The sequence below is a fragment of the Actinomadura coerulea genome (genome assembly GCF_014208105.1).
GTDB lineage: Bacteria > Actinomycetota > Actinomycetes > Streptosporangiales > Streptosporangiaceae > Spirillospora > Spirillospora coerulea.
On sequence record NZ_JACHMQ010000001.1, the window covers coordinates 2,280,460 to 2,303,792 of the forward strand.

At 74.7% G+C, this 23,333-nt stretch carries 20 protein-coding genes and 1 tRNA gene; 14 read left to right on the forward strand and 7 right to left on the reverse strand.

Going from position 1 to position 23,333, the window contains the following annotated elements:
• The first annotated feature begins 145 nt into the window (after window positions 1–145).
• On the forward strand, window positions 146–1,606 hold the full coding sequence (locus tag BKA00_RS10580) for an MFS transporter (protein ID WP_185024742.1): 1,461 nt from the start codon (window positions 146–148) through the stop codon (window positions 1,604–1,606).
• Complete coding sequence (locus BKA00_RS10585; protein ID WP_420829674.1) at window positions 1,528–3,621, forward strand: propionyl-CoA synthetase; 2,094 nt, start codon at window positions 1,528–1,530, stop codon at window positions 3,619–3,621. The genes BKA00_RS10580 and BKA00_RS10585 overlap by 79 nt, the downstream gene beginning before the upstream one ends.
• Window positions 3,622–3,802: 181 nt before the next feature.
• Here BKA00_RS10585 and BKA00_RS10590 read toward each other — a convergent pair whose 3' ends face one another.
• Window positions 3,803–4,072 carry a GlsB/YeaQ/YmgE family stress response membrane protein gene (locus BKA00_RS10590; protein WP_185024744.1) on the reverse strand — a complete coding sequence of 90 codons (270 nt, stop codon included), beginning with the start codon at window positions 4,070–4,072 and terminating at the stop codon, window positions 3,803–3,805.
• A gap of 152 nt (window positions 4,073–4,224) precedes the next feature.
• Between BKA00_RS10590 and BKA00_RS10595 the strand changes: the two genes are divergently transcribed.
• Window positions 4,225–5,385 (forward strand): IS30 family transposase, encoded by a 1,161-nt coding sequence (locus BKA00_RS10595; RefSeq protein ID WP_221493078.1) that lies wholly within the window; start codon window positions 4,225–4,227, stop codon window positions 5,383–5,385.
• Between the two features lie 51 nt (window positions 5,386–5,436).
• Here the strand turns inward: BKA00_RS10595 and selD are convergent, their stop codons facing one another.
• On the reverse strand, window positions 5,437–6,426 hold the full coding sequence (gene selD, locus BKA00_RS10600; protein ID WP_230299140.1) for a selenide, water dikinase SelD: 990 nt from the start codon (window positions 6,424–6,426) through the stop codon (window positions 5,437–5,439).
• A 190-nt stretch (window positions 6,427–6,616) separates the two neighbouring features.
• On the opposite strand from selD, the gene BKA00_RS10605 reads away from it, so the two are divergent.
• The 9 genes from BKA00_RS10605 (at window position 6,617) to BKA00_RS10645 (ending at window position 15,805) form a co-directional block, all read left to right on the forward strand.
• Window positions 6,617–8,458 (forward strand): AMP-dependent synthetase/ligase, encoded by a 1,842-nt coding sequence (locus tag BKA00_RS10605; protein WP_185024745.1) that lies wholly within the window; start codon window positions 6,617–6,619, stop codon window positions 8,456–8,458.
• Window positions 8,459–8,468: 10 nt separating this feature from the next.
• Window positions 8,469–8,564 (forward strand) — tRNA-Sec (locus BKA00_RS10610).
• Between the two features lie 47 nt (window positions 8,565–8,611).
• Window positions 8,612–8,803, forward strand: coding sequence for a DUF3099 domain-containing protein (locus BKA00_RS10615; RefSeq protein ID WP_185024746.1), 192 nt, complete (start codon window positions 8,612–8,614; stop codon window positions 8,801–8,803).
• Complete coding sequence (locus BKA00_RS10620) at window positions 8,800–9,426, forward strand: trimeric intracellular cation channel family protein (protein ID WP_185024747.1); 627 nt, start codon at window positions 8,800–8,802, stop codon at window positions 9,424–9,426. The genes BKA00_RS10615 and BKA00_RS10620 overlap by 4 nt, the downstream gene beginning before the upstream one ends.
• Before the next feature lie 66 nt (window positions 9,427–9,492).
• A complete protein-coding gene (gene fdhD, locus BKA00_RS10625) occupies window positions 9,493–10,305 on the forward strand; it encodes a formate dehydrogenase accessory sulfurtransferase FdhD (protein WP_185024748.1) in 813 nt (270 codons plus the stop codon).
• 161 nt (window positions 10,306–10,466) lie between these two features.
• Window positions 10,467–11,399: a metal-dependent hydrolase gene (locus tag BKA00_RS10630; RefSeq protein WP_185024749.1), complete on the forward strand. Its 933-nt coding sequence runs from the start codon at window positions 10,467–10,469 to the stop codon at window positions 11,397–11,399.
• Window positions 11,400–11,528: 129 nt separating this feature from the next.
• Window positions 11,529–12,374: a M24 family metallopeptidase gene (locus tag BKA00_RS10635; protein ID WP_185024750.1), complete on the forward strand. Its 846-nt coding sequence runs from the start codon at window positions 11,529–11,531 to the stop codon at window positions 12,372–12,374.
• The gene (locus BKA00_RS10640) at window positions 12,371–14,140 is read left to right on the forward strand and encodes an SDR family oxidoreductase (protein ID WP_185024751.1); all 1,770 of its coding nucleotides are present in this window, start codon (window positions 12,371–12,373) and stop codon (window positions 14,138–14,140) included. Before BKA00_RS10635 ends, BKA00_RS10640 begins: the two co-directional genes overlap by 4 nt.
• Before the next feature lie 51 nt (window positions 14,141–14,191).
• Entirely contained in the window at window positions 14,192–15,805 is a 1,614-nt protein-coding gene (locus BKA00_RS10645) for a phytoene desaturase family protein (RefSeq protein WP_185024752.1), read from the forward strand.
• Window positions 15,806–15,839: 34 nt separating this feature from the next.
• Here the strand turns inward: BKA00_RS10645 and BKA00_RS10650 are convergent, their stop codons facing one another.
• A complete protein-coding gene (locus BKA00_RS10650) occupies window positions 15,840–17,288 on the reverse strand; it encodes an MFS transporter (protein WP_230299141.1) in 1,449 nt (482 codons plus the stop codon).
• A 196-nt stretch (window positions 17,289–17,484) separates the two neighbouring features.
• Here BKA00_RS10650 and BKA00_RS10655 point away from each other — a divergent pair, with 196 nt between their 5' ends.
• The gene (locus BKA00_RS10655; RefSeq protein ID WP_185024754.1) at window positions 17,485–17,919 is read left to right on the forward strand and encodes a CBS domain-containing protein; all 435 of its coding nucleotides are present in this window, start codon (window positions 17,485–17,487) and stop codon (window positions 17,917–17,919) included.
• Between the two features lie 28 nt (window positions 17,920–17,947).
• On the opposite strand, the gene yczR is transcribed toward BKA00_RS10655, so the two are convergent.
• A complete protein-coding gene (gene yczR / locus BKA00_RS10660; RefSeq protein ID WP_185024755.1) occupies window positions 17,948–19,432 on the reverse strand; it encodes a MocR-like transcription factor YczR in 1,485 nt (494 codons plus the stop codon).
• Window positions 19,433–19,526: 94 nt separating this feature from the next.
• On the opposite strand from yczR, the gene yczE reads away from it, so the two are divergent.
• Window positions 19,527–20,159 (forward strand): membrane protein YczE, encoded by a 633-nt coding sequence (yczE, locus tag BKA00_RS10665; protein WP_185024756.1) that lies wholly within the window; start codon window positions 19,527–19,529, stop codon window positions 20,157–20,159.
• Here the strand turns inward: yczE and BKA00_RS10670 are convergent.
• The 3 genes from BKA00_RS10670 to BKA00_RS10680 are packed head-to-tail and all read right to left on the reverse strand — an operon-like array spanning window position 20,156 to window position 23,312.
• A complete protein-coding gene (locus BKA00_RS10670; RefSeq protein ID WP_185024757.1) occupies window positions 20,156–21,283 on the reverse strand; it encodes a glycerate kinase in 1,128 nt (375 codons plus the stop codon). The genes yczE and BKA00_RS10670 overlap by 4 nt on opposite strands.
• Window positions 21,283–22,173, reverse strand: a complete 891-nt coding sequence (locus BKA00_RS10675) for a hypothetical protein (RefSeq protein WP_185024758.1) — start codon at window positions 22,171–22,173, stop codon at window positions 21,283–21,285. The genes BKA00_RS10670 and BKA00_RS10675 overlap by 1 nt, the downstream gene beginning before the upstream one ends.
• Window positions 22,170–23,312 carry a S66 peptidase family protein gene (locus BKA00_RS10680; protein WP_230299142.1) on the reverse strand — a complete coding sequence of 381 codons (1,143 nt, stop codon included), beginning with the start codon at window positions 23,310–23,312 and terminating at the stop codon, window positions 22,170–22,172. Before BKA00_RS10680 ends, BKA00_RS10675 begins: the two co-directional genes overlap by 4 nt.
• Window positions 23,313–23,333: the final 21 nt, after the last annotated feature.

Genomic DNA, 23,333 nt, shown 5'->3' on the forward strand with positions numbered 1-23,333 from the left:
CCCCGCGCAAAACGCCGACGCGCTGGCGCGTCGCGCGGCACCGGCGGACATCGACGGGCGATTCACCCGCTCTACACTTATTTAGGTTAAGTAACTACATGCCGCGCGCCGGGGCTCCGGCGACCGGCCGATGCGGGAGGTACGCATGACCGGCGTCCCGGCGGCTCGCAGGACAGGCGCCCCGGCCGGCGCGGCCGGCTCCCCCGCGGCCCCCGGAGCCGGCGCCCCGGCGGCCCGGCCCACCGGCCCCACCCTGCTCGCGCTCGCCGTCGCCGGGATGGTCGTGTCGGTGCAGCAGACGCTCGTGCTGCCGCTGCTGCCGCAGCTCATGACCCGGTTCCAGGCCCCCATCACGGACGTGACGTGGGTGTTCACCGCGTCCCTGCTGGCCGGCGCCGTCGCCACCCCGCTGCTGACGCGGTTCGGCGACATGTACGGCAAGAAGCGGATGATCCTGCTGGCCCTCGTGCTGCTGCTGGCCGGCTCGGTGGTGTGCGCGGTGTCCGGCTCGCTGCCGGTGCTGATCGCCGGGCGCGCCCTGCAGGGCGTCTCGGCGGCGATGATCCCGCTCGCCATCGGCATGATCCGCGACACGTTCCCGGCCGAGCGGGTGACCACGGCGATCGGCATCGTCAGCGCCACCATGGGCGTCGGCGGCAGCGCCGGCATGATCGTGACCGGGCTGATCGCCACCCGCACCGGCAGCCACCACCCGGTGTTCTGGATCGCCGCCGCGCTGGCGGCGGCCGGGCTGGCGCTGGTCGCCGCGACGGCGCGCGACGTCGGCGTCCGCACCGGCGGGCGGCCCGACCTGCCGGGCGCGGTCCTGCTCGCCTGCTGGCTGGTCTGCCTGCTGCTCGGCATCAGCCAGGGCAACGCGTGGGGCTGGACGTCCGGCGGGGTCCTCGCCCTGTTCGGCGCCGCGGTCGCCCTCTGCGCGGTCTGGGTGGCGGTCGAAATGCGGGTCCGCGCGCCCATGGTGCGACTGAACCTGCTGGTCGGCCCCCGGTCGCTGTCGGCCAACGTCGTCTCGGCGCTGCTCGGCTTCTCGATGTTCGCCGCGTTCACGCTGATCGCCGGCTTCGTCCAGGCGCGGCCGGAGGAGGTCGGCTACGGGCTCGGCGGCTCGGTGCTGGACGTCGGGCTCTACATGCTGCCGAGCACCGCGACGATGCTGGTGTTCTCGGCGATGGCCGGGCGGGTCGCGGCGCGCCTCGGCCCCGCGTACACCCTCGCGATCGGGTCGGCGTTCGCCGGGCTGTGCTACGCGTGGCTCGCGGTGTCGAACTCGCACGGGTACGACATGCTCGCGTTCAGCGCCATCCAGGGCGTCGGGTTCGGGATCGCCTACGCCGCGCTCGGCACCCTCGCCGTCCGGCACGTCCCGATGGACCAGAGCGGCATCGCCAGCGGCATCAACTCGCTCGTCCGCACCACGGGCGGCAGCGTCGCGGGCGCCGTCACGGCGTCGATCCTGGCCGGGCGGGCCGCGGGCCCCGGCGTCCCCTCACTCGGCGCCTACGAGCTGTGCTTCTGGGTGGTCTCCGCGGGGGCGGCGCTGGCCGCCGTCATCGCCGTCGCGCACGCCCTGCGCCACCCCGGGTAGACCCCGCCCGGCGGCGCGGGCCCTTGACGAACCGGCCCCGCGCCATGCCCTATAGGGGTGCGGCCCGAACCGCGGCGACGCCGGTCCGGGCCTCCGCGCAGATCCGGGCCAGGACCCGTCACCGGGAGGACGACATGGGCGCCTACGCGGCCGCGTACGAACGCAGCATCGCCGATCCGACCCGCTTCTGGGGGCTGGCGGCACGGGACGTGCGGTGGCTCGTCCCGCCGGACCGGGTGCTGGACGACGGGGCGCCGCCCTTCTACCGGTGGTTCACCGGCGGTGAGCTCAACACCTGCGACAACGCGCTGGACCGGCACGTCGAGGAGGGCCGCGGCGAGCAGGCCGCTTTGATCTACGACAGCCCCGTCACCGGGACCGTGCGGACCTACACCTACCGGGAGCTGACCGGCCTCGTCGCGGGGTTCGCCGGGGCGCTGCGCGCGCTGGGCGTCGACCGGGGCGACCGCGTGGTCATCTACCTGCCGATGGTGCCCGAGGCCGTCATCGCGATGCTGGCGTGCGCGCGGCTCGGCGCCGTGCACTCGGTGGTCTTCGGCGGGTTCGCGGCGCGGGAGCTGGCGGTGCGCATCGACGACGCCCGCCCGAAGGCGGTCGTGTCGGCGTCCTGCGGGATCGAGGCGGGCCGGGTGGTCCCCTACAAGCCGCTGCTCGACCGGGCGCTGGAGCTGGCCCGGCACAAGGTCGAGCGGTGCGTCATCCGGCAGCGCGAGCAGCTGCACGCCGACCTCGTCCGGCCGCGGGACGTGGAGTGGGACGAGGCCGTCGCGGCCGCCGAGCCCGCCGGGTGCGTGCCCGTCGCCGCCACCGACCCGCTCTACATCCTCTACACCTCCGGCACGACCGGGCGGCCGAAGGGCGTCGTGCGCGACAACGGCGGCCACGCGGTGGCGCTGCGCTGGTCGATGGAGAACGTGTTCGGCGTGGGGCGGGGCGACGTCTTCTGGGCGGCCTCCGACGTCGGCTGGGTCGTCGGGCACTCCTACATCGTGTACGCGCCGCTGCTCACCGGCTGCACGACCGTGCTGTACGAGGGCAAGCCGGTCGGGACGCCGGACGCGGGCGCGTTCTGGCGGGTGGCCGCGCAGCACCGGGTGAAGGCGCTGTTCACCGCGCCGACCGCGATCCGCGCCATCAAGAAGGAGGACCCCGAGGGCACGCTCCTCGCCGGGCACGACCTGTCCGCCCTGGAGACGCTGTTCCTCGCCGGCGAGCGCCTCGACCCCGACACCTACCGGTGGGCCTCGCGCGTCCTGGACCGCCCGGTGATCGACCACTGGTGGCAGACCGAGACCGGCTGGCCGATCGTGGCGAACCTGCGCGGGCTGGAGCCGATGCCGGTCAAGGCGGGGTCGCCGTCGGTGCCGGTGCCGGGGTACGACGTGCGCGTCCTCGGCCCGGACGGCTCCCCCGTCCCGCCGGGCGCCGACGGCGACATCGCGATCCGGCTGCCGCTGCCGCCCGGCACGCTGCCCACGCTGTGGCAGGACGACGAGCGCTTCGTCGAGTCGTACCTGACCAGGTTCCCCGGCCACTACCTGACCGGCGACGGCGGGCACGTCGACGAGGACGGCTACGTCTGGGTGATGGGGCGCACCGACGACGTGATCAACGTGGCCGGGCACCGGCTGTCCACCGGGACGATGGAGGAGGTCATCTCCTCCCACCCGGCCGTCGCCGAATGCGCCGTCATCGGCGTCCAGGACGCGCTCAAGGGGCAGGTGCCGCGCGGGCTGGTCGTGCTGAAGAGCGGGATCCTGGCCGAGCCGGGCGAGGTGTGCGCCGAACTGGTCGCGATGGTGCGCGAGCAGATCGGGCCCGTCGCCGCGCTCAAGGAGATCACCGTCGTGCCCGCGCTGCCGAAGACGCGCTCGGGCAAGATCCTGCGGGGCGTGATGCGGGGCATCGCCGACGGGCAGGAGGTGGCCGTCCCGTCCACGATCGAGGACCCGGACGTGCTGGACGGCCTGCGCCCCGTCCTGCGCCGCACGTAGGAGCCCGCCGCGAAGGGGACGGCCCGCGTCAGCGGGCAATCCGCGCGCAGGGAACCGCCCCAAAGGCGGCGGCCCGCGTCAGCGGGCAATCCGCGCGCGTAGGAGGCCGACGCAAAGGCGCCGGCCCCCGTCAGCGACCGGTCCGCGCGCAGGGAACCGCCGCAAAGAGGGGCGGCCCGCGTCAGCGGCCGGTTCGCTTGGGCCAGAACGTCGCCACCAGGACGACGGCGGCCACCGGGAGGATGATCTGGAAGAGCGCCTCCCACAGGTTCCAGCCTCCGTCGCCGAGGCTGGACAGGTGGACCAGACCCGTCCCGCCGAACGCCGCGACGACGCCGACCGCCATCAGCAGCCACGCCGGCATCCTCTCGCGGCCCGGCACGACGAACCTGCCCAGGACCCCGACGGCGGCGCCCAGGACGACGGCGGCCACGAGCCCGCCGATGGTCATGCCTCGCCTCCCCCGTCCCCGATGAGGCCGTGCCGGGAACCTACCCGCCGCCCCGACCGGCGACACGGCCACGTCGACTTGCGGCGTGTTGCCCTTATGGGGGCGGCGGTCTCTAGTGTCTGTTGCAACGAGATCCCTGGAAGGATCTTGTTGTGCCGGGAAGACGTCTGACAGCTGCTGAGCGCGCGCAGATCGAGGTGTTGTTCGGTGCGGGCCGGTCGTTTCCGCAGATCGCGGAGGCGATCGGCCGGGACCGGTCAACTGTGTGGCGGGAGGTGCGCCGTAACCACTCCTATCGGCGGTCGGACGCCGGTGGGGGCGGGGCGCGGTATCCGGGCCGGGCGACCACCGCGTGTCCGGGCGGGCTGGGCGGGCTGTACCGGTGGACGTACTCGCATGTGGCCGCGCAGCGCAAGGCCGATGAGCGGGCGCGTCGGCACCGGCCGGGCAAGTTGATCGGCAACAGCGGGAACAAGGGCCGGGCCTGGTGCCAGGGCCGGTTGTGGCCGGTGGTGCGTGATCTGCTGGTGCGGCGGTGGTCGCCGCAGCAGATCGCGGCGCACCTGCGCGCCGCCTATCCTGACCAGCCGGAGATGCGAGTGTCGCACGAGACGATTTATCAGGCGATCTACTACCAGGCCCGGGGCCGGATGCGGGCCGAGCTGGCCCGGCAGCTGCAGTTGCGGCCGGGGGAGGGGTCGGTGCTGCGCAGCGGCCGCGCCGCCCGCCGTCCGCCCTCGCGTCTGGCCCGCGCCGAGAGCGCGGCGCGCAGCCGCCGGCCCTGGATCCAGGGCCTGCACATCTCGGCCCGGCCCGCCCAGGCGGCCGACCGGGCGGTGCCGGGGCACTGGGAGGGCGACCTGGTGATCGGGGCCCGCGGATCCAGCGCCATCATCACCCTGGTCGAGCGCACCACCCGGTTCGTGATGCTCGGCGCGTTGCCGCACTCACGCGTGTCCGAGCAGGTCACCGGCGTGCTGACCACTTTGATGCGGCGGTTGCCGGCCGAGCTGGCCGCGACCTTGACCTGGGACCAGGGATCGGAGATGGCCCAGCACGCCGACTTCACCCTGGCCACCGGGTGCCGGGTCTACTTCTGCGACCCGCACGCGCCCTGGCAGCGCGGCTCCAACGAGAACACCAACGGGCTGCTGCGCCAGTACTTCCCCCGCTCCTCCACCGACTTCCGCAACTACACCCAGCACGACCTCGACGAAGTCGCCCGCCAGCTCAACGGACGACCCCGCCAAACCCTGAACTGGAAAACCCCAGCCCAAGCACTCAACGAATACCTCGTTGCAACAACCGCTTGACACCGCCGGCGCCGATAAGGGCGACACGCCGCAAGTCGACGATTCAAGTTCTCAGCGGATGATGACGGGGTGGCGAGCCTTGGGGGTTAGTTCGCCTACTATCGGCGCGCCCGGGATCTCTCCGGCCACCAGCAGGCCGCCGGAGGTCTGGGCGTCGGCCAGCAGCAGCCGCTCCTCCTCGGCGATCCGGCGGAAGAGGGTGTGCGGCGACACCCACGCGAGGTTGCGGCGGGTGCCGCCGGGCACGAACCCGTCGCGCACCGCGGCGCGCGCGCCGTCGAGGTAGGGGACGGCGGAGGCGTCCACGACGGCGGTGACGCCGCTCGCCCGCGCCAGCTTGTACAGGTGGCCGAGCAGGCCGAAGCCGGAGACGGCGGTGGCGCACGCGGCGCCGCGTGCGAGGGCGGCCGCGCCCGCCGCCGCGTTCAGCTCCGTCATGGCCGCGACCGCGTGCGGGAACACCTCCCCGGTCGCCCGGTGCCGGGCGTTGAGCGCGCCGACCCCGAGCGGCTTGGTCAGCGTGAGCGGGACGCCGGGGCGGCCCGCGTCCAGCCGCAGCAGCCGGTCCGGGTCGGCGGTCCCGGTGACCGCGAGGCCGTACTTCGGCTCGGGGTCCTCGATGCTGTGCCCGCCGGCGATCGCGACGCCGGCCCGGGCCGCCATGTCCCGGCCGCCGCGCAGCACCTCGCGGGCCAGCTCGGCGGGCAGCGCGTCGGCGGGCCAGCCGAGCAGGTTCAGGGCCATCAGCGGCACTCCCCCGACGGCGTAGACGTCGGACAGCGCGTTGGCGGCGGCGATCCGCCCCCAGTCGTAGGCGTCGTCGACGACGGGGGTGCGGAAGTCGGCGGTGGAGACCACGGCCCGCCCGCCGTCGAGACGCAGCACGGCGGCGCCGTCGCCGTCGGGACCGCCGACGAGGAGGGCGTCGTCCCCGCCGGTGAGGCCGGCCACGACCCGCTCCAGCTCCCCGGGCGGGATCTTGCTGGAGCCGCCGCCGCGTGCGTACTGCGTCAGGCGGGCCACGGGGGCGGGTCGGGTCACCGCTGAATTTAACGCACAACTATCTCAAATGATCAACAAACGGACGGTACGCGCCCGGTCACCGATCGCCGACCGGGCCCCCGACCAGCACCGAAAACCGGCGAACCCCTTGTCCGAACCAGGTTCGGCGTGATGCGATCTCAGTTCTGCAAGTCATCACTTACTACCGTCACCTACCACGAGGGACGACATGGGGATCCAGGAACAGCGGGCCGACCTCGACCGGGCCGTCGCGGGGCAGACCATCTGCACCGCCCTCGCCGCGACCGCCGCGCGGCACGGCGGCAGGCCCGCCTACTCCGACCGGATCGACGGCGAGTGGCGCACGCTCACCTGGGCGGACACCCGGACCCGCGCGCTGGAGACCGCCGCCGGATTCGCCGCCCTCGGCCTGGAGGCCGGCGACGTCGTCGCGCTGATGATGCCGAACCGCTCCGAGCACGTGCTGGCCGACCTCGGCGCCGTGCACGCCGGCGGCGTCCCCACGACGGTCTACGCGACGCTCGCGCCCGACCAGGTCGCGTTCGTCGCCGGGCACTGCTCGGCCAGGTACGCCGTGCTGGACGGCGCGGACCAGCTCGGCCGCTGGCTGCCCGTCCTGGACCGCCTCCAGCACCTCCGCAAGATCATCGTGGTGGACTCCGGCGCCTGCCCGCCCGGCGACCGCTTCCTCGCCTGGGACGACTTCACCGAGCTCGGCCGCCGCGAGCTCGCCGCCGACCCGCTCGCCACCGACCGGCGCTGGCAGGCGGTCGGGCCCGGGGACACCGCCACCCTCCTGTACACCTCCGGCACCACCGGCGACCCCAAGGGCGTCCTGATCACGCACTCGATGGCGCTGCACGAGGCGGAGATGGTCGAGCGCAGCTCCGTCCTGCCCGAGCACCCGGCCGGCATCTCCTACCTGCCGTTCGCGCACATCGCCGACCGCGTCCTCAGCTACTACCTGCCGGTCCGGCTGGCCTCCCACGTCCACTTCTGCCCCGACCCGGCCCAGCTCACGACCGTCCTCGGCGAGGTGCGGCCGCACTCCTTCTTCGGCGTCCCGCGCGTCTGGGAGAAGATCATGGCCGGCATCCAGGCGGTGCTGTCGGCCGAGCGGGACGAGGCGAGGAAGCGGGCGGTCGCCGCCGCCCTGGACGCCGGCCGCGCGTACGTGACGGCGCAGGAGCACGGCAGCACCCTCACCCCGCCGATCGCCGAGGCCTTCGAGCGGGCCGACCAGGCCGTCCTCACCCCGATGCGCGCCCTGCTCGGCCTCGACCGCGTCCGCCAGGCCTCCAGCGCCGCCGCGCCGCTGCCCGTCGAGGTGGCCCGGTTCTTCGCCGGGCTCGGCCTGAAGATCTTCGACGCCTACGGGATGACGGAGACGACCGGCGCCATCACCGCCAACCTCGCCGACTCCTTCAAGCTCGGCACCGTCGGCCGCCCGTTCCCCGGCGTCGAGCTGAGGCTCGCGGACGACGGCGAGATCCTCGTCCGCGGCGCCACCTGCACCCCCGGCTACCTGAACCGCCCCGACGCCACCGCGGACCTCATCGACGGCGACGGCTGGGTGCACACCGGCGACATCGGCCGCCTGGACGAGGACGGCTTCCTCACCGTCGTCGACCGCAAGAAGGAGCTGATCATCACCGCGGGCGGCGAGAACATCGCCCCCTCCCTGGTGGAGAACCACCTCAAGGAGCACCCGCTCGTCGGGCAGGCGCTCGCCTTCGGCGACCGCCGCCCCTACGTCGTCGCGCTCATCACGCTCGACGGCGAGGTCGCGCCCGTCTGGGCGGCCGCCCACGGCGTCGACACCACCGACCTCGCCGCCCTCGCCGACCACCCCCTCGTCCTGGAGGAGGTCGCCCGCGCGGTCGAGGACGCCAACGCCCGGCTCGCCCGCGTCCAGCAGGTCAAGCGGTGGCGCCTGCTCACCGCCGAGTGGACCGCCGAGAGCGAGGAGCTCACCCCGACCCTCAAGCTGAAGCGGCGCGTCGTGCACACCAAGTACGCCGCCGACATCGACTCCCTGTACACAGGCTAAGATCGCCGCCGGAGGCGTGTGAGCGCCTGGTGGCCTCCCCGGCCTTCAAAGCCGACGGTCCCGAGGATCTCGGGACGGCGGGTTCGATTCCCGTACGCCTCCGCCACCTCGCTCCGTGCGGGGCGGGGAGCGGGCGCGACGTAACGTGAGGGCATGAGGCGTCGCAAGCTGGCCTACGGGATCATGATGGGCACGTGCCTCACGCTCTTCGTGCTCGCCTGGGCGGTGGTCCGGCTGTACTCGCACCCGGCCGCGATCGCCATGACGGTGGTGGCGCTGGTCATCCCGCCCTTCGCGGCGGTGGTGGCCAACTGGAACATCGACCGGACGGACCGCCGTAGGTGAGCGGCCACGGGGCCGCGTGGCTGCTGGACCTCGCCGGGATCTTCGTCTTCGCCGTGTCGGGCGCGCTCGCGGCCGTCCGGCAGCGGTTGGACGTCGTCGGCATGGTGGTGCTGGCCGAGATCACCGCGCTCGGCGGCGGGATCCTGCGCGACCTGCTCATCGGGGCCGTCCCCCCGGCGGCGTTCACCGACCTCGGATACGTGCTGGTGCCGATGGGGGCGTCGGCACTGGTGTTCTTCTGGCATCCGCAGGTCACGCGGCTGCTGCCGGCGGTGCTGCTGTTCGACGCGGCCGGGCTCGGGCTGTTCTGCGCGACGGGGACGGTCAAGGCGCTGGAGTACGGGCTCTCGCCCGTGCACGCGGTGCTGCTCGGCATCGTGACGGCGGTGGGCGGCGGCATCCTGCGCGACGTGCTGGCGGGCCGCATCCCGGCGGTGCTGTACGACCGGCAGCTGTACGCGGTGCCCGCGCTGCTCGGCGCGGCCGTGACCGCCGGCGCCGAGAGCGCGGGCCTGCACGGCGGCGCCGTCACCGCCGGCGCCGCCGTGATGGCGTTCGGGTTGCGCGTCCTCGCGATGCGCCGGGGGTGGCGGGCGCCCCGCCCGCGCGGGGTGCCCGACTAGCCGGTGCGGCGGACGCCCCGGCCGGGACTTCGTTTGGGACCGGTTCCCGGGGTACCGTCAACGGTCATGGGGCGGATCACCGTGCGCAGGCCCGTGCTGCGGCTGAGCGCGTCCGGGTCGCCGGTACGCCGGCCCGACACGCTCGCGGCGGAGGAGCCGCTGGAGATCCGCGTCGCCGGCAAGCCGCTGACGATCACGATGCGCACGCCCGGGCACGACTTCGACCTGGTCGCCGGGTTCCTGGCGGCCGAGGGCGTGGTCGGCGGGGCCGGCGACATCGCGGCGATGCGGTACTGCGCCGACACCGAGGAGCAGAACACCCTCGACGTCGTGCTCTCCCCCGGCGTGCCGCCTCCGGACGACTCCATGACGCGGGCGTTCACCACCACCAGCGCCTGCGGGGTGTGCGGCAAGTCGAGCATCGAGGCGCTGCGCGCCGACCGGCCCTACGAGGTGGCCGGCGACCCGGTGCGGCTCACCCCGGACGTGCTGGCGGCCATGCCGGAGCGGCTGCGCGCGGCGCAGCGGGTGTTCGACCGGACGGGCGGCCTGCACGCCGCCGGGCTGTTCGACGCCGAGGGCGGGCTCCTCGCCCTGCGCGAGGACGTCGGCCGCCACAACGCCGTCGACAAGGTGATCGGGTGGGCCCTGCGGCAGGGGCGGCTGCCCCTGACCGGGACGGTCCTCATGGTGAGCGGGCGCGCGTCGTTCGAGCTGACGCAGAAGGCGATGACGGCCGGCGTCCCGGTCCTCGCGGCGGTGTCGGCGCCGTCCTCGCTGGCGGTGGACCTCGCCGAGGACGCGGGGATGACGCTCGTCGGCTTCCTGCGCGGCGAGACCATGAACGTCTACGCGGGTGCTGAGCGTATCGACCTCTGAGCGGCGCTACTTGTCACCCCGGATCGAAAACCAAGCGGTAACTTGTTGGCCTCGCCTCAAGAAACCGCGGGCGCCGCAGGAGTTGACTGCACTGCCAATGGCATACGCGCGGCGCGGGGGCACGTCGCGGCCGACCCGGACGCGTGGAAGGCGAGGACCGCATGACGAGGCCCCAGGCGAGCGGCGGCACGGCGCCCATCGACGAGCGCCATCCGCCGATCAAGCCGCGGCGCGTCTCCTTCGACTGGTCGCGGACCCCGCTGCACTGGGTCCCGGACGACCCGGTCGCCACCCACATCATCAACTCGTTCCACATCGTCCTGCCCGAGGGCGAGAAGTGGTTCATCCAGTGCGTCAAGGACGCCCGCCCGCACATCCGGGACGAGCGGCTGCTGGAGGAGATCAAGGGCTTCATCGGGCAGGAGATGGTGCACGCCCGCTCCCACCAGGGCGTCCTCGACCAGATCCTGCAGCGCGCCGGCATCGACGTCTCGAAGATCACCGACGCGGCGGGCCGGGGCAACGCCGAGCGCCCCGCGCAGATGGCGGCGCTGAAGGAGCGCAACCCGCGGGCGTGGCGGCGCCGGCTTCGCTTCGAGCTGGCCGCGGTCGCCTCGATCGAGCACTACACCGCCGTCCTCGGGCAGTGGATCATGGACAACGACCGGCTCGACAAGGCCGGCGTCGACCCCACGATGCTGGACCTGCTGCGCTGGCACGGCGCCGAGGAGGTCGAGCACCGCTCGGTCGTCTTCGACGTCTACAAGGCCATGGGCGGCCGCTACCCGACCCGCGTCGCCGCGTGGGTGGTGTCGCTGTTCTTCCTGTACTGGGCCCTCATCGGCGGCTCGCTCTACCTGCTCAAGCAGGACCCCACGATCAAGCGGCGGGTGACCCCGCTGCGCGTCTACCGCTCCTACCGGCGGTCCGTCCGGCTCGGCCACGTGCCCGGCGTCTTCCGGCTCCTGCTCGGCGAGGCGCCCGTCTACCTCAGGCCGGACCACCACCCCTCCAAGGTGTGCTCCACGCCCCGCGCGCTGGAGTACCTCGAGCAGTCGCCCGCCGCCAGGGCCGCCGGCCACGCCCCCTGCTAGACCCGCCGCCTCGCGCTCCGCGGTGCCGCCTCTCGCGCTCCGCGGTGTCGCCTCTCGCATACCGCGCGGTGGCGGGCGTCACTGCCGCGGGTCCTTGACCCGGACGCGGATCGGCGATTTATTAACAGAATGTCCAATAAAGTGCCGCTCGCCCGCGTGCACGACGCCGCCGAGCTCGAGCGGTTCCGTGCCGTCCAGCGCCTGTGCTACCGGTGCGCCGAGGAGGTCGCCGGCACGCTCGAACCCGGCGTGACGGAGCGCGAGGCGTGCCGCCGCATGCGCCGGTGGCTGCGCGCACGCGGCGTCGACGACTGGCTGCACACCCCGTTCGCCTGGTTCGGCGACCGGACGGCGTTCCGCGGCTTCCGCGCGCCCACGCAGTTCCTGCCCGGCCGGACGCGCCTGGAGGAGGGCATGCCCTACATCCTGGACATGGCCCCGGTGAGGGACGGCTACTCCGCCGACATCGGGTACGGCGGCGTCCTCGGCCAGAACAGGATCTGGGAGCGGCTCGACGCCGACCTCGCCGGATACCGGACGCTCATCCTGCGCCTCGTCCGCGAACGGCGCACGTTCGCGGACGTCTACGCCGAGGTCGACGCGCTCATCGAGCGCCAGGGATACGACAGCCGCCACCGCGTGTATCCGGGGCGCGTCATCGGCCATCAGATCGGCGTCATCGGCGGGATTCTCCCGAAGCGCGTGGGATTCCCATTCGGTGTACGGTTCCTCCAGACCATCGGCCGCGAACTGGTCAAGGAGCGCCTGGAAGGGCGCTCCCCGCTCTGGAACGGGGCCGCGCAGTCCCAGCATCCCCCGACGCCCGGGCTGTGGGCGGTCGAGCCCCACATCGGGTTCCGCGGCGTCGGCGTGAAGTTCGAGGAGATCCTCGTGGTCACCGAGGACGACGCGTACTGGCTCGACGACGACCTGCCCCACGTGCACCGGTGGGCCCGACGGGAGACGACCGCATGACACACCCCGCCCCACCCGTCGCGCGGCGGCACGTCCGCGGCGACGGCGTCGACCTCGCCGTCTACGAGCAGGGCGACCCGTCGCGCCCGACCGTCCTGCTGGTCCACGGCTACCCCGACACCCACGCCGTCTGGGACGAGACGGCCGCGCGGCTCGCCGAGCGGTTCCACGTCGTCCGGTACGACGTGCGCGGCGCGGGCGCCTCGTCCCGTCCGCGCGGGAGCAGGCGCTACACGTTCGAGTACCTGATGGCCGACATGGAGGCCGTCCTGGACGCGACCGCGCCCGAGCGCAAGGTGCACCTGGTGGGGCACGACTGGGGCTCCATCCAGTCGTGGGAGGCGGTCTGCACGATGCCGGACCGCTTCGCCTCCTTCACCTCGATCTCCGGCCCGTGCCTGGACCACGTCGCGCACTGGACGCGGCGGAACCTGGCGCGCCCCACCCCGGCCAACCTGCGGCGGGCGGCCGGGCAGGCCTTCCGCTCCTGGTACATCTACTTCTTCCAGACGCCGGTGCTGCCGGAACTGCTGTGGCGGGCCGGGATGGCGAAGCCGTTCGCCAAGGCCCTGGAACTCGGAGAGGGCGTCCCGCCCCGGCAGGGCCACCCGGCAGCGACGATGGCGCGCGACGCCGCGGCGGGGGTCGGGCTGTACCGGGCGAACATGCTCCAGCGGCTGCGCCGCCCGCGCGACCGGCGGACGGACGTCCCGACGCAGGTCATCGTCCCGACCAGGGACCTGTTCGTGTCGCCGCACCTGGTCGGCGGGCTGGCCGGGCGCGTCCCGAACCTGTCGCTGCGGACGCTCAAGGCCGGGCACTGGGTGCCGCGCAGCCACCCCGAGGTCGTCGCCCGCTGGGTCACCGAGCACATCACCGGCGTCCAGGGAGGCCCGCTCGCCGCCGCCGAGTCGCGCGCGCTCAAGCGGGCCAGGGTGACCCGGGGCCGCCGGTCCTTCGACGGGTCGCTCGTCGTCGTCACGGGCGCGGGGAGCGGAATCGGCCGCGCGACCGCGCTGGCCTTCGCCGAACGCGGCGCCGAGGTGGTCGCCGCCGACCTCGACGGCGCCTCCGCCGAGCGCACCGCCGAACTCGCCGGCCTCCTCGGCCCGGCGGGGCACGCCTTCCAGGTGGACGTGTCCGACCGCGGCGCGATGGGGGACTTCGCCAAGGCGGTCATGCACGAGCACGGCGTACCGGACGTCGTGGTCAACAACGCCGGGATCGGCATGGCCGGCCCGTTCCTGGAGCACGGCGCCGACGACTGGCGCAGAGTCCTGGACGTCAACCTGTGGGGCGTCCTCCACGGCTCACGGCTCTTCGCCAGGCAGATGGTGGAGCGGGGGCAGGGCGGCCATATCGTCAACACCTCCTCTGCGGCGGCGTTCACGCCGTCCCGCGCGCTGCCCGCCTACGCGACCAGCAAGGCGGCCGTGCTGATGCTGTCGGAGTGCATGCGCGCCGAGTTGAAGGGCGAGGGCATCGGGGTCAGCGCCGTGTGCCCGGGGATCGTCAACACCAACATCACCCGCACGTCCCGCTTCGTCGGCCGCGGCGAAGAGGACGAGGCGCTCAGCCGGGAGCGCGTCGCGCGCGCCTACGCGCGCCGCGGCTACGGGCCGGACCGCGTGGCGGAGCAGATCGTCGCGGCCGTCCGCCGCGACCGCGCGGTCGTCCCGGTGACCCCGGAGGCGCGCCTCGGCTACCTCGGGTCGCGCGTGGCTCCGGGCGTGATGCGGCTGCTGGCCCGGCTCGACGTGGGCTGACCGCCGCCCGCCCGCGTCGGCCCGTAAGGTGATCACGGGGAGGGATGCCGCATGGCCGACGCCGTCGTCGTCGGCGCGGGGCACAACGGCCTCGTCGCCGCGAACATGCTGGCCGACGCCGGCTGGGACGTGGAGGTGCTCGAAGCGCAGCCCGAACCCGGCGGCGCGGTGCGCAGCGACCGGGGCGTGCACCCCGACCACGTGAGCGACCTGTGCAGCGCGTTCTACCCGCTCGGCGTCGCGTCGCCCGCGATGCGGGCGCTGGAGCTGGAGCGGCACGGGCTTCGCTGGCGGCACGCGCCCGCCGTCCTCGCCCACCCGCTCCAGGACGGGCGCTGCGCCGTCCTGGAGCGCGACCGCGACGCGACCGCCGCGGGCCTCGACGCGCTCGGCGCGGGCGACGGCGAGGCGTGGCTGCGGCTCTGCGGCCTGTGGGACGAGATGGGGGAGGACGTCCTGCGCGCCCTGCTCGGCCCGTTCCCGCCGGTGCGGGCCGCGCTCCCGCTGCTGGCGTCGGCGCGCCGGGCGGGCGGGCTCCGGGCCCTGCGCACGCTGCTGGCGCCCGTCCGCACGCTCGGCGAGCAGGAGTTCGCCGGTTCCGGCGGCCCGCTGCTGCTCGCCGGGTCGACGCTGCACACCGACATGTTCCCCGAGTCGACCGCCGGGGCGCTGTTCGGCTGGCTGCTCGCCATGGCCGGGCAGCGGTACGGGTGGCCGGTCCCCGAGGGCGGCGCGGGCGAGCTGACGGCGGCGCTCGTGCGGCGGCTGGAGTCGCGCGGCGGGCGTGTGCGCTGCGACACCCCGGTCGCCTCGGTCGTCGTGCGGGACGGGCGCGCGCTCGGCGTCCGCACCGCGTCCGGCGAACCGGTGCGCGCCGCGAAGGCCGTCCTCGCCGACGTGTCGGCCCCCGCCCTCTACGGAGGCCTGGTCGGCTGGGCCGACCTGCCGGCCTCGCTGCGCGCCGACATGCGCCGCTTCGTCTGGGACCACGCCACCTTCAAGGTCGACTGGGCGCTCTCCGGGCCGATCCCCTGGGCGGCGGACGGCGCCGGGCGCGCCGGGACCGTCCACCTGTCCCCCGGCCTGGACGCGATGACCGACTACAGCGCGCAGCTCGCCACCGGGCGCGTCCCGTCCGAGCCCTTCGCGCTCCTCGGCCAGATGACGACCGCCGACCCCGCCCGCTCCCCCGCCGGGACCGAGTCGGTCTGGGCGTACACCCACGTCCCGCACCGGGTGAAGGCCGACGCCGGGCCGGACGGGATCACCGGCGCCTGGGACGGGCGCGAGCGCGACGCCATGGCGCGACGCCTCGAGGACATCGTGGAGCGCCTCGCCCCCGGCTTCCGCTCCCGCGTCCTCGACCGGCGCGTCACCGCGCCGCCCGCGTTCCAGGACCACGACGCCAACCTGCGCGGCGGCGCGCTCAACGGCGGCACCGCGATGCTCCACCAGCAGCTGGTGTTCCGGCCCGTCCCCGGCCTCGGGCGCGCCGAGACGCCGGTCGCGGGCCTGTACCTGGCATCGGCCTCCGCGCACCCGGGCGGCGGCGTGCACGGCGCGTGCGGCGCCAACGCGGCCCGGGCGGCCCTCGCCCACGCCGGTCCGGCGGGGCGCCTGCTCACCCCGGCGCTCGGCGCGCTTTCGCGCCTCGTCGCCCCCTGAGCGGGGCGAGGAGGCGCGACGGGGACGGGGGACGTCAGGCGGCCGCGGCCTTCTCCGCCGACAGCGGCTCCGCCACGTCCTCCAGGGACCGCTGCGCGGCCTCGACTCCGATGGCCAGCTCGACCAGCCCCGCGGCGATCATCAGCCCGGCGCCCAGGTAGTAGCCGTTCACGACGTTCGCCACCTTCTCGGTCTCCACCAGGCGGCCGAACAGCGCCGGCCCGATCACGCCGCCGAGGCCCGTCCCGACCGCGTAGAACGCGGCGATCGCCATCGCCCGGGTCTCCATCGGGAAGATCTCGCTGACCGTGAGGTAGGCCGAGGACGCGCCGGCGGAGGCGAAGAAGAACACCGCGCACCAGCAGGCCGTCAGCGTCCAGGCGTCGAGCAGGTCCGCGCGGAACAGCAGCCCGGTCCCGATCAGCAGCACGCCGGAGACCACGTAGGACGCCGTGACCATCGTCCTGCGGCCCACCGTGTCGAACAGCTTGCCGAGGAAGAGCGCGCCCAGGAAGTTCCCGATGCCGATCGGGATCAGGTAGTAGCCGACCTTGGCGTCGGGGACGTCGAAGAACGTGCTGAGCACGAGCGCGTAGGTGAAGTAGACGGCGTTGTAGAGGAACGCCTGCCCGATGAAGAGGGAGAGGCCGAGGACCGTCCGGCGCGGGTAGCGGCGCACGGCCGTCGAGGCGATCTCCCCGAACGAGACGACGCGGCGCTGCCGGACCCGGATGCTCTTGCGGGGCTCCTCCAGCGGCTCGCCGGTCTCCTCGGTGATCTCGCGTTCGATGCCGCCCACCACGCGCTCGGCCTCGTCCTCGTGCCCGTGGATGAACAGCCAGCGGGGGCTCTCCGGCACCATCCGGCGGACGAACAGCACGCCGAGGCCGAGGAGGGCGCCGAGCGCGAACAGGGCCCGCCAGCCGAGGTCCTCGGGGACGAGGTCGCCGTTCAGCACCGGGATCGACAGCGCCGCCGCGATGGACGTTCCGATCCAGAACGAGCCGTTCACCACCACGTCGACCCGGCCCCGGACCCGCGCGGGGATCAGCTCGTCGATCGCCGAGTTGATGGCGGCGTACTCGCCGCCGATGCCGGCCCCGGTGAGGAACCGGCAGGCGTAGAACCACATCGGGTTGAACGAGAACGCGGTCGCGACCGTCGCCGCCAGGTACAGCGCGAGGGTGGCGATGAAGAGCTTCTTGCGCCCGAACCGGTCGGTCAGGTGCCCGAAGAACAGGGCGCCCAGGCAGGCGCCGATCACGTAGATGGACGCGGCCAGCCCGACCTGCCCGTCGGTCAGCCCGAGCCCCCCGGAGGCGTCGGTGAGCCGCGGGCCGATGACGCCGACGACGGTCACCTCCAGGCCGTCCAGGATCCAGACCGCGCCGAGGCCGATCAGGACCGTCCAGTGCCAGCGCGACCACGGCAACCGGTCGAGCCGTGCCGGGACATCCGTTTCGATGGTTCGCTCCGCCGTCATCGACATGCATCCCTTGGTTCCCGATCTACGGCGTTTATGCCGCCTTTATGCCCTCGCCTGACCGGGAGGGTTCGGGGACCGGGGGTTTCCCTGGAGGCCGGAACATGCGATTTTGGCAGGACCAAGGCCCGGCCAGCGGCCCCCGCCCCCGGCGGGCGCCGTCCCCGGGTCCGAAACCGGCACCGGAGCGTGAGGCATGCGGATTCGCGACATCCTGCGGAGGAAGGGAGACACGGTGGCCACGGTGCGGCCCGAGGCCACCGTGCGGGAGCTCCTCGCCGTCCTGGCGGAGCACAACATCGGGGCGGCGGTGGTCTCGCCCGACGGCGCCTCGATCTCCGGCATCGTGTCCGAGCGGGACGTGGTGCGGCGGCTGCACGAGCACGGCGCGGCGCTGCTCGACCGCCCCGTCTCGGAGATCATGACCGCCGAGGTCCGCACCTGCGGCCCGGGCGACCAGGTGGACGACCTCCGCCGCGCCATGACCGAGCACCGGTTCCGGCACGTGCCCGTCGTCGAGGACGGCGGGCTCACCGGGATCGTCAGCATCGGCGACGTCGTCAAGAGCGCCATCGACGAGCTGGAGAGCGAGCGCGAGCACCTGGTCGACTACATCCAGCGCGCTCCCTGACGCCCGTCCGCGCGGCGCCGGCGCCGCGTCAGACGTAGGCGGGCAGCGGCCGGGCCGCCGGCGCCGCCTCGGCCTCGCGCTGGGCCAGGGCCAGCCGCCGCACCGCCAGGCGCAGCGTGTCCGGCGGCAGCACGTACGGAAGGCGCACGTAGTCCTCCAGCACGCCGTCGGCCCCGAACACCGGGCCCGCGACGACGCGGACGCCGAGCCGCTCGGAGGCCTCGGCGAGCCGGGAGGCGATCGGCGCGCCGATCCTCGCCCACAGCGACATGCCCCCGTCGGGAAGCCTGAACTCCCAGCCCGGCAGCTGCTCGCGCACCGCCGCGGCGAGCGCGTCGCGGCCGCGCAGCAGGCTCGCGGCGCGCTCGGCGCGGACCTCCTCGACCCGCAGCAGCAGCTCCCGGACGATCAGCTGGTCCAGGACGGGGCTCGCCATGTCGAAGGGCTCGCGGGCCAGCACCAGGCGGCGGGCCAGCGGGGCGGTGGCGCGGATCCACCCGATGCGCAGCCCGCCCCACAGCAGTTTGGAGGCCGAGCCGACCGTGACGACCCGGCCGCCCGCGTCGAAGGCGGCCAGCGGCGGCTCGCGCGGCGCCTCGGGGTCGTGGGCGAGCTCGGCGAAGGTCTCGTCGGCGACGAGGAACGCGTCCGCGCGCCGCCCGGCGTCGACGATCCCGGCCCGGTCGTCCGCTCCCATCAGATACCCGGTCGGGTTCTGGAAGTCGGGGATCAGGTACGCCATCCGGACGGCGGCCTGCCGCATGGCGCCGGCGGCGAGCTCGACGTCCCAGCCCTCGTTGACGCCGACGGGGACGAGCCGGGCCCCGCGGCGGCGCAGCGCGCCGAGCGCGTGCGGGTAGGTGGGGCGCTCGACCATCACGGCGTCGCCCGGCTCCACCAGCAGCTGGGTCAGCAGCGTGAACGCGTGCTGCGCGCCGGTGGTGACGACGATCTGGTCGGCGCGGGTCGCGACGCCGCGGGCGGTGTAGCCGTCGGCGATGACCTGCCGCAGGCTCGCCAGCCCGGCGGGCTCGTAGCCGGGGCCGCGGCTGTAGCGGGGCAGCTCGGCGACCGCGGCGGCGACGGCCTGCTCGAAGACGGCGGGGGCGCCGGGGGCGGCGCAGCCGAGGTCGACGAACGAGGGGTCGTCCGGCGCGGGGTGGGCCATGCCGTACCGGTGCCCGGCGGGGACGGCGTCGCCGTGCGGCACGGCGGGCGGCTCGGCCGACGACATGCGCACCGGCGGCAGCGCCGTCCAGCTGCCCGCGCCCTGCCTGCTCTGGACGTAGCCCTCGTCGCGGAGCCGGTCGTAGGCGGTCGTCACGGTGGTGCGGCTGACGCCGAGGGCGGCGGCCAGGTCGCGTTCGGCGGGCAGCCGGGTGCGCAGCGCGATCCTGCCGTCCAAGACGAGGGCGCGCAGCGACCGGGCCACCGCCGCGTAGACGGGGCGCTCCCCCGACACGTCCCCGAGCAGCCGGGCCAGGTGCGGTCCGCTCACATAACGCGTGCTCATACAAGCCACTTTCGCACATTGGCTCTACTGACACCAGTCCACTCGACGGCAGAGTGGTCCGGAACGATGGGCGATAGTGGATGGGAAGCGTGAAATGGCCTTGATGGTGCGCCGTCTGGTGCAGCTCTACGTCGGATTGGCCTTGTACGGGCTGGGAATCGCCCTCCAGGTGTCGTCCGGCCTGGGCAACGACCCCTGGGACGTCTTCCACCAGGGCCTCTCGCGGCGCTTCGGCCTGTCGATGGGCGCCTGGATCATCATCGCGGGCGCGGTCGTGATGCTCGCGTGGATCCCGATGCGGCAGCGGCCCGGCATCGGGACCGTCAGCAACGTCGTCCTCGTCGGCGTCTTCGCCGACCTCTTCCTGTGGCTCCTGCCCGCCCCGGACGCGCTCGCGGGTCGCTGGGCCTACCTGATCGCCGCCGTGCTCGTGGGCGGCTTCGCCACCGGCTGCTACATCGGCGCCGGCCTCGGCCCGGGCCCCCGGGACGGGCTGATGACCGGGCTCGCGGCGCGCGGCCACTCGATCCGGGTGGTGCGGACGGCGATCGAGCTGGCGGTGCTGGCCGTCGGCTGGCTGCTCGGCGGCACCGTCGGCGTTGGAACGGTCCTCTACGCCGTGGCGATCGGGCCGCTCACCCACGTCCTGCTGCCCCGGCTGACCGTCGGGGCCCGCACGCCCGCGCCCGCCGCCGACCCGGAGCCCGAACCCGCGGGCGCCTGCTAGCGGCGGAACAGGCGGACCGCCTGCTCGGCGACGGCGGTGAGCAGGGGCGCGGCGCCCGCCTTCAGCTCCTCCAGGGTGCGGGGGCCGTCGGCGAGGCTGAACGCGGCGGTCAGGCCGAGCGCGTGCAGCTCCTCCAGCGGGCCGGAGACGCCGCCGGCCAGGGCGACGCACGGGACGCCGCGGTCCCGGGCGAGCGCCGCGACCGCGGACACCACCTTGCCGCCGGCGCTCTGCCCGTCCACCCGGCCCTCGCCCGTGACGACGAGGTCGGCGCCGTCGAGTGCGGCGGGAAGGCCCACGGCCTCGGCGACCAGGAGGGCGCCGCCGGACGGCTCGGCGCCGAGGAGGCCGACGAGCCCGCCGCAGGTGCCGCCGGCCGCACCGGCCCCGGGCAGGTCGTGCACGCGGGGGCCGCCGCGCGCGGCGACCGCGTCGGCGAAGACGGCGAGGGCGGCGTCCAGCTCGGCGACCTGGCCGGGGGACGCGCCCTTCTGCGGGCCGAACACGGCTGCGGCGCCGTCCGGGCCGAGGAGCGGGTTGGTCACGTCGCAGGCCACCCGGAACCGGGTCTCGCGGACCTCCCGCGGCAGCCCGGAGTCGTCGATCGACGCCAGCCGGGCGAGCGCGGCGCCGCCCGGCGGCAGCTCCACGCCGGCGGCGTCCAGGAAGCGGACGCCGAGGGCGCGCAGCAGCCCGGCGCCGCCGTCGGTGCTGGCGCTGCCGCCGATGCAGACCAGCACCTCGCGGGCGCCCCGGCGCACCGCGTCGGCGATCAGCTCGCCGGTGCCGGTGGTGCCGGCGTTCATCGGGTCGGGCGGGACGTCCTCGACCAGCGGCAGCCCGGACGCCGCGGCCAGCTCCACCACCGCCGAGCGCCCGTCGCCCGACAGCGCGTAGCGCGCCTTGACCGGGCGCCCCACCGGGTCGGTGGCGGCGACCTCGACCGCGTCACCGCCGCGGGCGCCGAGGAAGCAGTCGAGGGTGCCCTCGCCGCCGTCGGCCATCGGCACGGCGGCGACACGCGCGCCGGGCACGGCGCGCAGGACGCCCGCCTCGACCGCGGCGCACACCTGGGCGGCGGACAGGCTGCCCTTGAACGAGTCGGGGGCGACGACGACCTTCATCAGCGCTCCGCCGCCAGCGTCGCGAGCACGGAGGCGAACTCCTCCGGCAGGACCAGCGTGTCGCCCTCGTAGCGGGTCTCCAGGAGGGTCAGCTCGCCGGCGCGCCACCAGTACAGGTGCGGGCTGAGCGATCCGGGGCCCTCCTCGTAGGCGCGGTGCGCCTGCGCCTGCAGCTCGGTCGCCGCGGCCACGGCCGCGCGGTAGCGCGCCCTCGGGTGGCGGTCGGCGATCCGGAGCGGGTGGGCGACGATGAGGCTGCGGTTGGGCGCGATGACCAGGGCGCCGTACGGGCCGATCGGCAGGTACTCCTCCAGCCACGCCAGGTGCGTGACGGCGTAGAACGTCCACCCGTGCAGGACGGAGACGCGGACGCCGCCGAGGTCCTGCTCGTCCATCTGGAGCGGGCCGTCGGCGCGGACGTTGGAGCGGCCGAGCATGAACAGCGCGTCGCCCGACACCGGCCAGCCGCCCATCTCCTCGGTGGTGACCGTCCGGACGGTGGTGGGCGTGTCGACGACCACCACCTCGATCAGGCCGGGCGCGAACGGCCGGGACGCGAGCACCCCGTTGTCGGCCTCCGCCGGGTAGATGCGGGTGCGCAGCAGGTGCTGGGCGAGGTCGAAGTCGCTGAGGTCCAGCGGCTCCTCGATCGCGGTGACGATCGTGGTGACGTGGTCGGAGACCAGCGCGGGCCAGTCGTCGCGCGGCACCAGCCGCGCGAGCTGCCGCAGGTCGCGCAGGCTGACGTGCAGCCTGTTGGCGCCCTCCAGCAGCATGACCTCGCCGGGCACCCGGCTGCACCGGTAGCCGAGGCTCTCGGCCACAAGAACGAGCAGGGAGTCGAGGGTCCCGTCGTCCCATGGATCGGGACGGGCGTGGCGGCCGCTCATCGCGCACCTCCCGGGGGCGCTTCGAGGGTGAGCGCGCCGGTGTCCGGCACGGCGGGGTGCGGATGTGCGGGGTCGTGGCCCGGGGGGGCCGGGGCGTGCAGCGCGGCGGGGGCGCCGAGCTCCAGGGTGTGCTGGCGCGGCCCGTGCCCGGCCGGAAGGCCGGCGAGGATCGGGACGCCGAGGGGGCCGAGCCTCGCGGCGAACACCGCGTCGAGCTCGGCGGGGTCGCCGCAGTCCTTCCAGGAGCCGAGCGCGAACCCGGCGGCGCCGTCGAACCAGCCGGCCTGGAGCAGCTGGACGAGCATCCGGTCGATCCGGTAGGGCGCCTCGGTCACGTCCTCCAGGAAGACGATGCGGCCCGCGGCGGGCGGCGGGGCGTAGGGGGTGCCGAGCACGGCCGCCAGGAGCGAGAGGGTGCCACCGGTCAGCGGGCCCTCCGCGCGCCCGGGCAGCAGCGTGCGCGTGCCGGGCAGCACGGCGGGCGCCATGCCCGATGACGTCGCGGCGCCGCCGAACAGGGCGGTGCGCAGCGCCTCCAGGGAGGCGTCCGGCGCCGCCGGGTCGAGATCGGCGATCACTCCAGCGGGCATGGGGCCGAAGGACGTCGTGATCCCCAGGCGCGTTCCAAAAGCGCCGTGCAGCGCGGTGATGTCGCTGGACCCGTGCAGGATCTTCGGCCCGCCGCCGGAGGCGGCGGACGCCTCGGTCGCGGCGCGCAGCGCGTCCCAGTCGAGGCGGTCCAGGACGCGGGTGCCGCCGTAGCCGCCCCGCGCGCAGACCACCGCGCGGACCCGCGGGTCGCACCAGGCGGCCTGCAGGTCGGCGGCGCGGTCGGCGTCGGTCCCGGCAAGCCGGTGCCAGTCGCCGCGCACCGGACCCGCGGAACCCAGGTTGACGCGGTCGAGCGCGTGCTTGCCGACCACGACGTCAAGGCCGAGGTCGCGCAGGACGGCGCAGCCCGCCTCCAGCCGCGCGGGGTCGGCGGGCCCGCTGGGCGCGACCACCGCGACGCGGTCGCCGGGCCGCAGCCTCGCGAACCTGCGGGCCTTCCGCGCGCGCTCCGCGCCGCCGGGCGTGCCGGCCGCGGGCGCGTCCGGCGACCCGTGGGCCGCCACCGCGCGGGCGCCCCCGCTGTTCAACCCGATCCCTCCTCGCACCGC

Coding starts and splice junctions, on each gene's coding strand:
- BKA00_RS10635 (WP_185024750.1), top strand. CDS start 11,529: ATGTCCAATAAAGTGCCGCTCGCCCGCGTGCACGACGCCGCCGAGCTC.
- BKA00_RS10645 (WP_185024752.1), top strand. CDS start 14,192: ATGGCCGACGCCGTCGTCGTCGGCGCGGGGCACAACGGCCTCGTCGCC.
- BKA00_RS10590 (WP_185024744.1), bottom strand. CDS start 4,072: ATGACCATCGGCGGGCTCGTGGCCGCCGTCGTCCTGGGCGCCGCCGTC.
- BKA00_RS10650 (WP_230299141.1), bottom strand. CDS start 17,288: ATGACGGCGGAGCGAACCATCGAAACGGATGTCCCGGCACGGCTCGAC.
- fdhD (WP_185024748.1), top strand. CDS start 9,493: ATGGGGCGGATCACCGTGCGCAGGCCCGTGCTGCGGCTGAGCGCGTCC.
- BKA00_RS10605 (WP_185024745.1), top strand. CDS start 6,617: ATGGGGATCCAGGAACAGCGGGCCGACCTCGACCGGGCCGTCGCGGGG.
- yczR (WP_185024755.1), bottom strand. CDS start 19,432: ATGAGCACGCGTTATGTGAGCGGACCGCACCTGGCCCGGCTGCTCGGG.
- BKA00_RS10675 (WP_185024758.1), bottom strand. CDS start 22,173: ATGAGCGGCCGCCACGCCCGTCCCGATCCATGGGACGACGGGACCCTC.
- BKA00_RS10630 (WP_185024749.1), top strand. CDS start 10,467: ATGACGAGGCCCCAGGCGAGCGGCGGCACGGCGCCCATCGACGAGCGC.
- BKA00_RS10655 (WP_185024754.1), top strand. CDS start 17,485: ATGCGGATTCGCGACATCCTGCGGAGGAAGGGAGACACGGTGGCCACG.
- BKA00_RS10640 (WP_185024751.1), top strand. CDS start 12,371: ATGACACACCCCGCCCCACCCGTCGCGCGGCGGCACGTCCGCGGCGAC.
- BKA00_RS10670 (WP_185024757.1), bottom strand. CDS start 21,283: ATGAAGGTCGTCGTCGCCCCCGACTCGTTCAAGGGCAGCCTGTCCGCC.
- BKA00_RS10580 (WP_185024742.1), top strand. CDS start 146: ATGACCGGCGTCCCGGCGGCTCGCAGGACAGGCGCCCCGGCCGGCGCG.
- BKA00_RS10615 (WP_185024746.1), top strand. CDS start 8,612: ATGAGGCGTCGCAAGCTGGCCTACGGGATCATGATGGGCACGTGCCTC.
- yczE (WP_185024756.1), top strand. CDS start 19,527: ATGGCCTTGATGGTGCGCCGTCTGGTGCAGCTCTACGTCGGATTGGCC.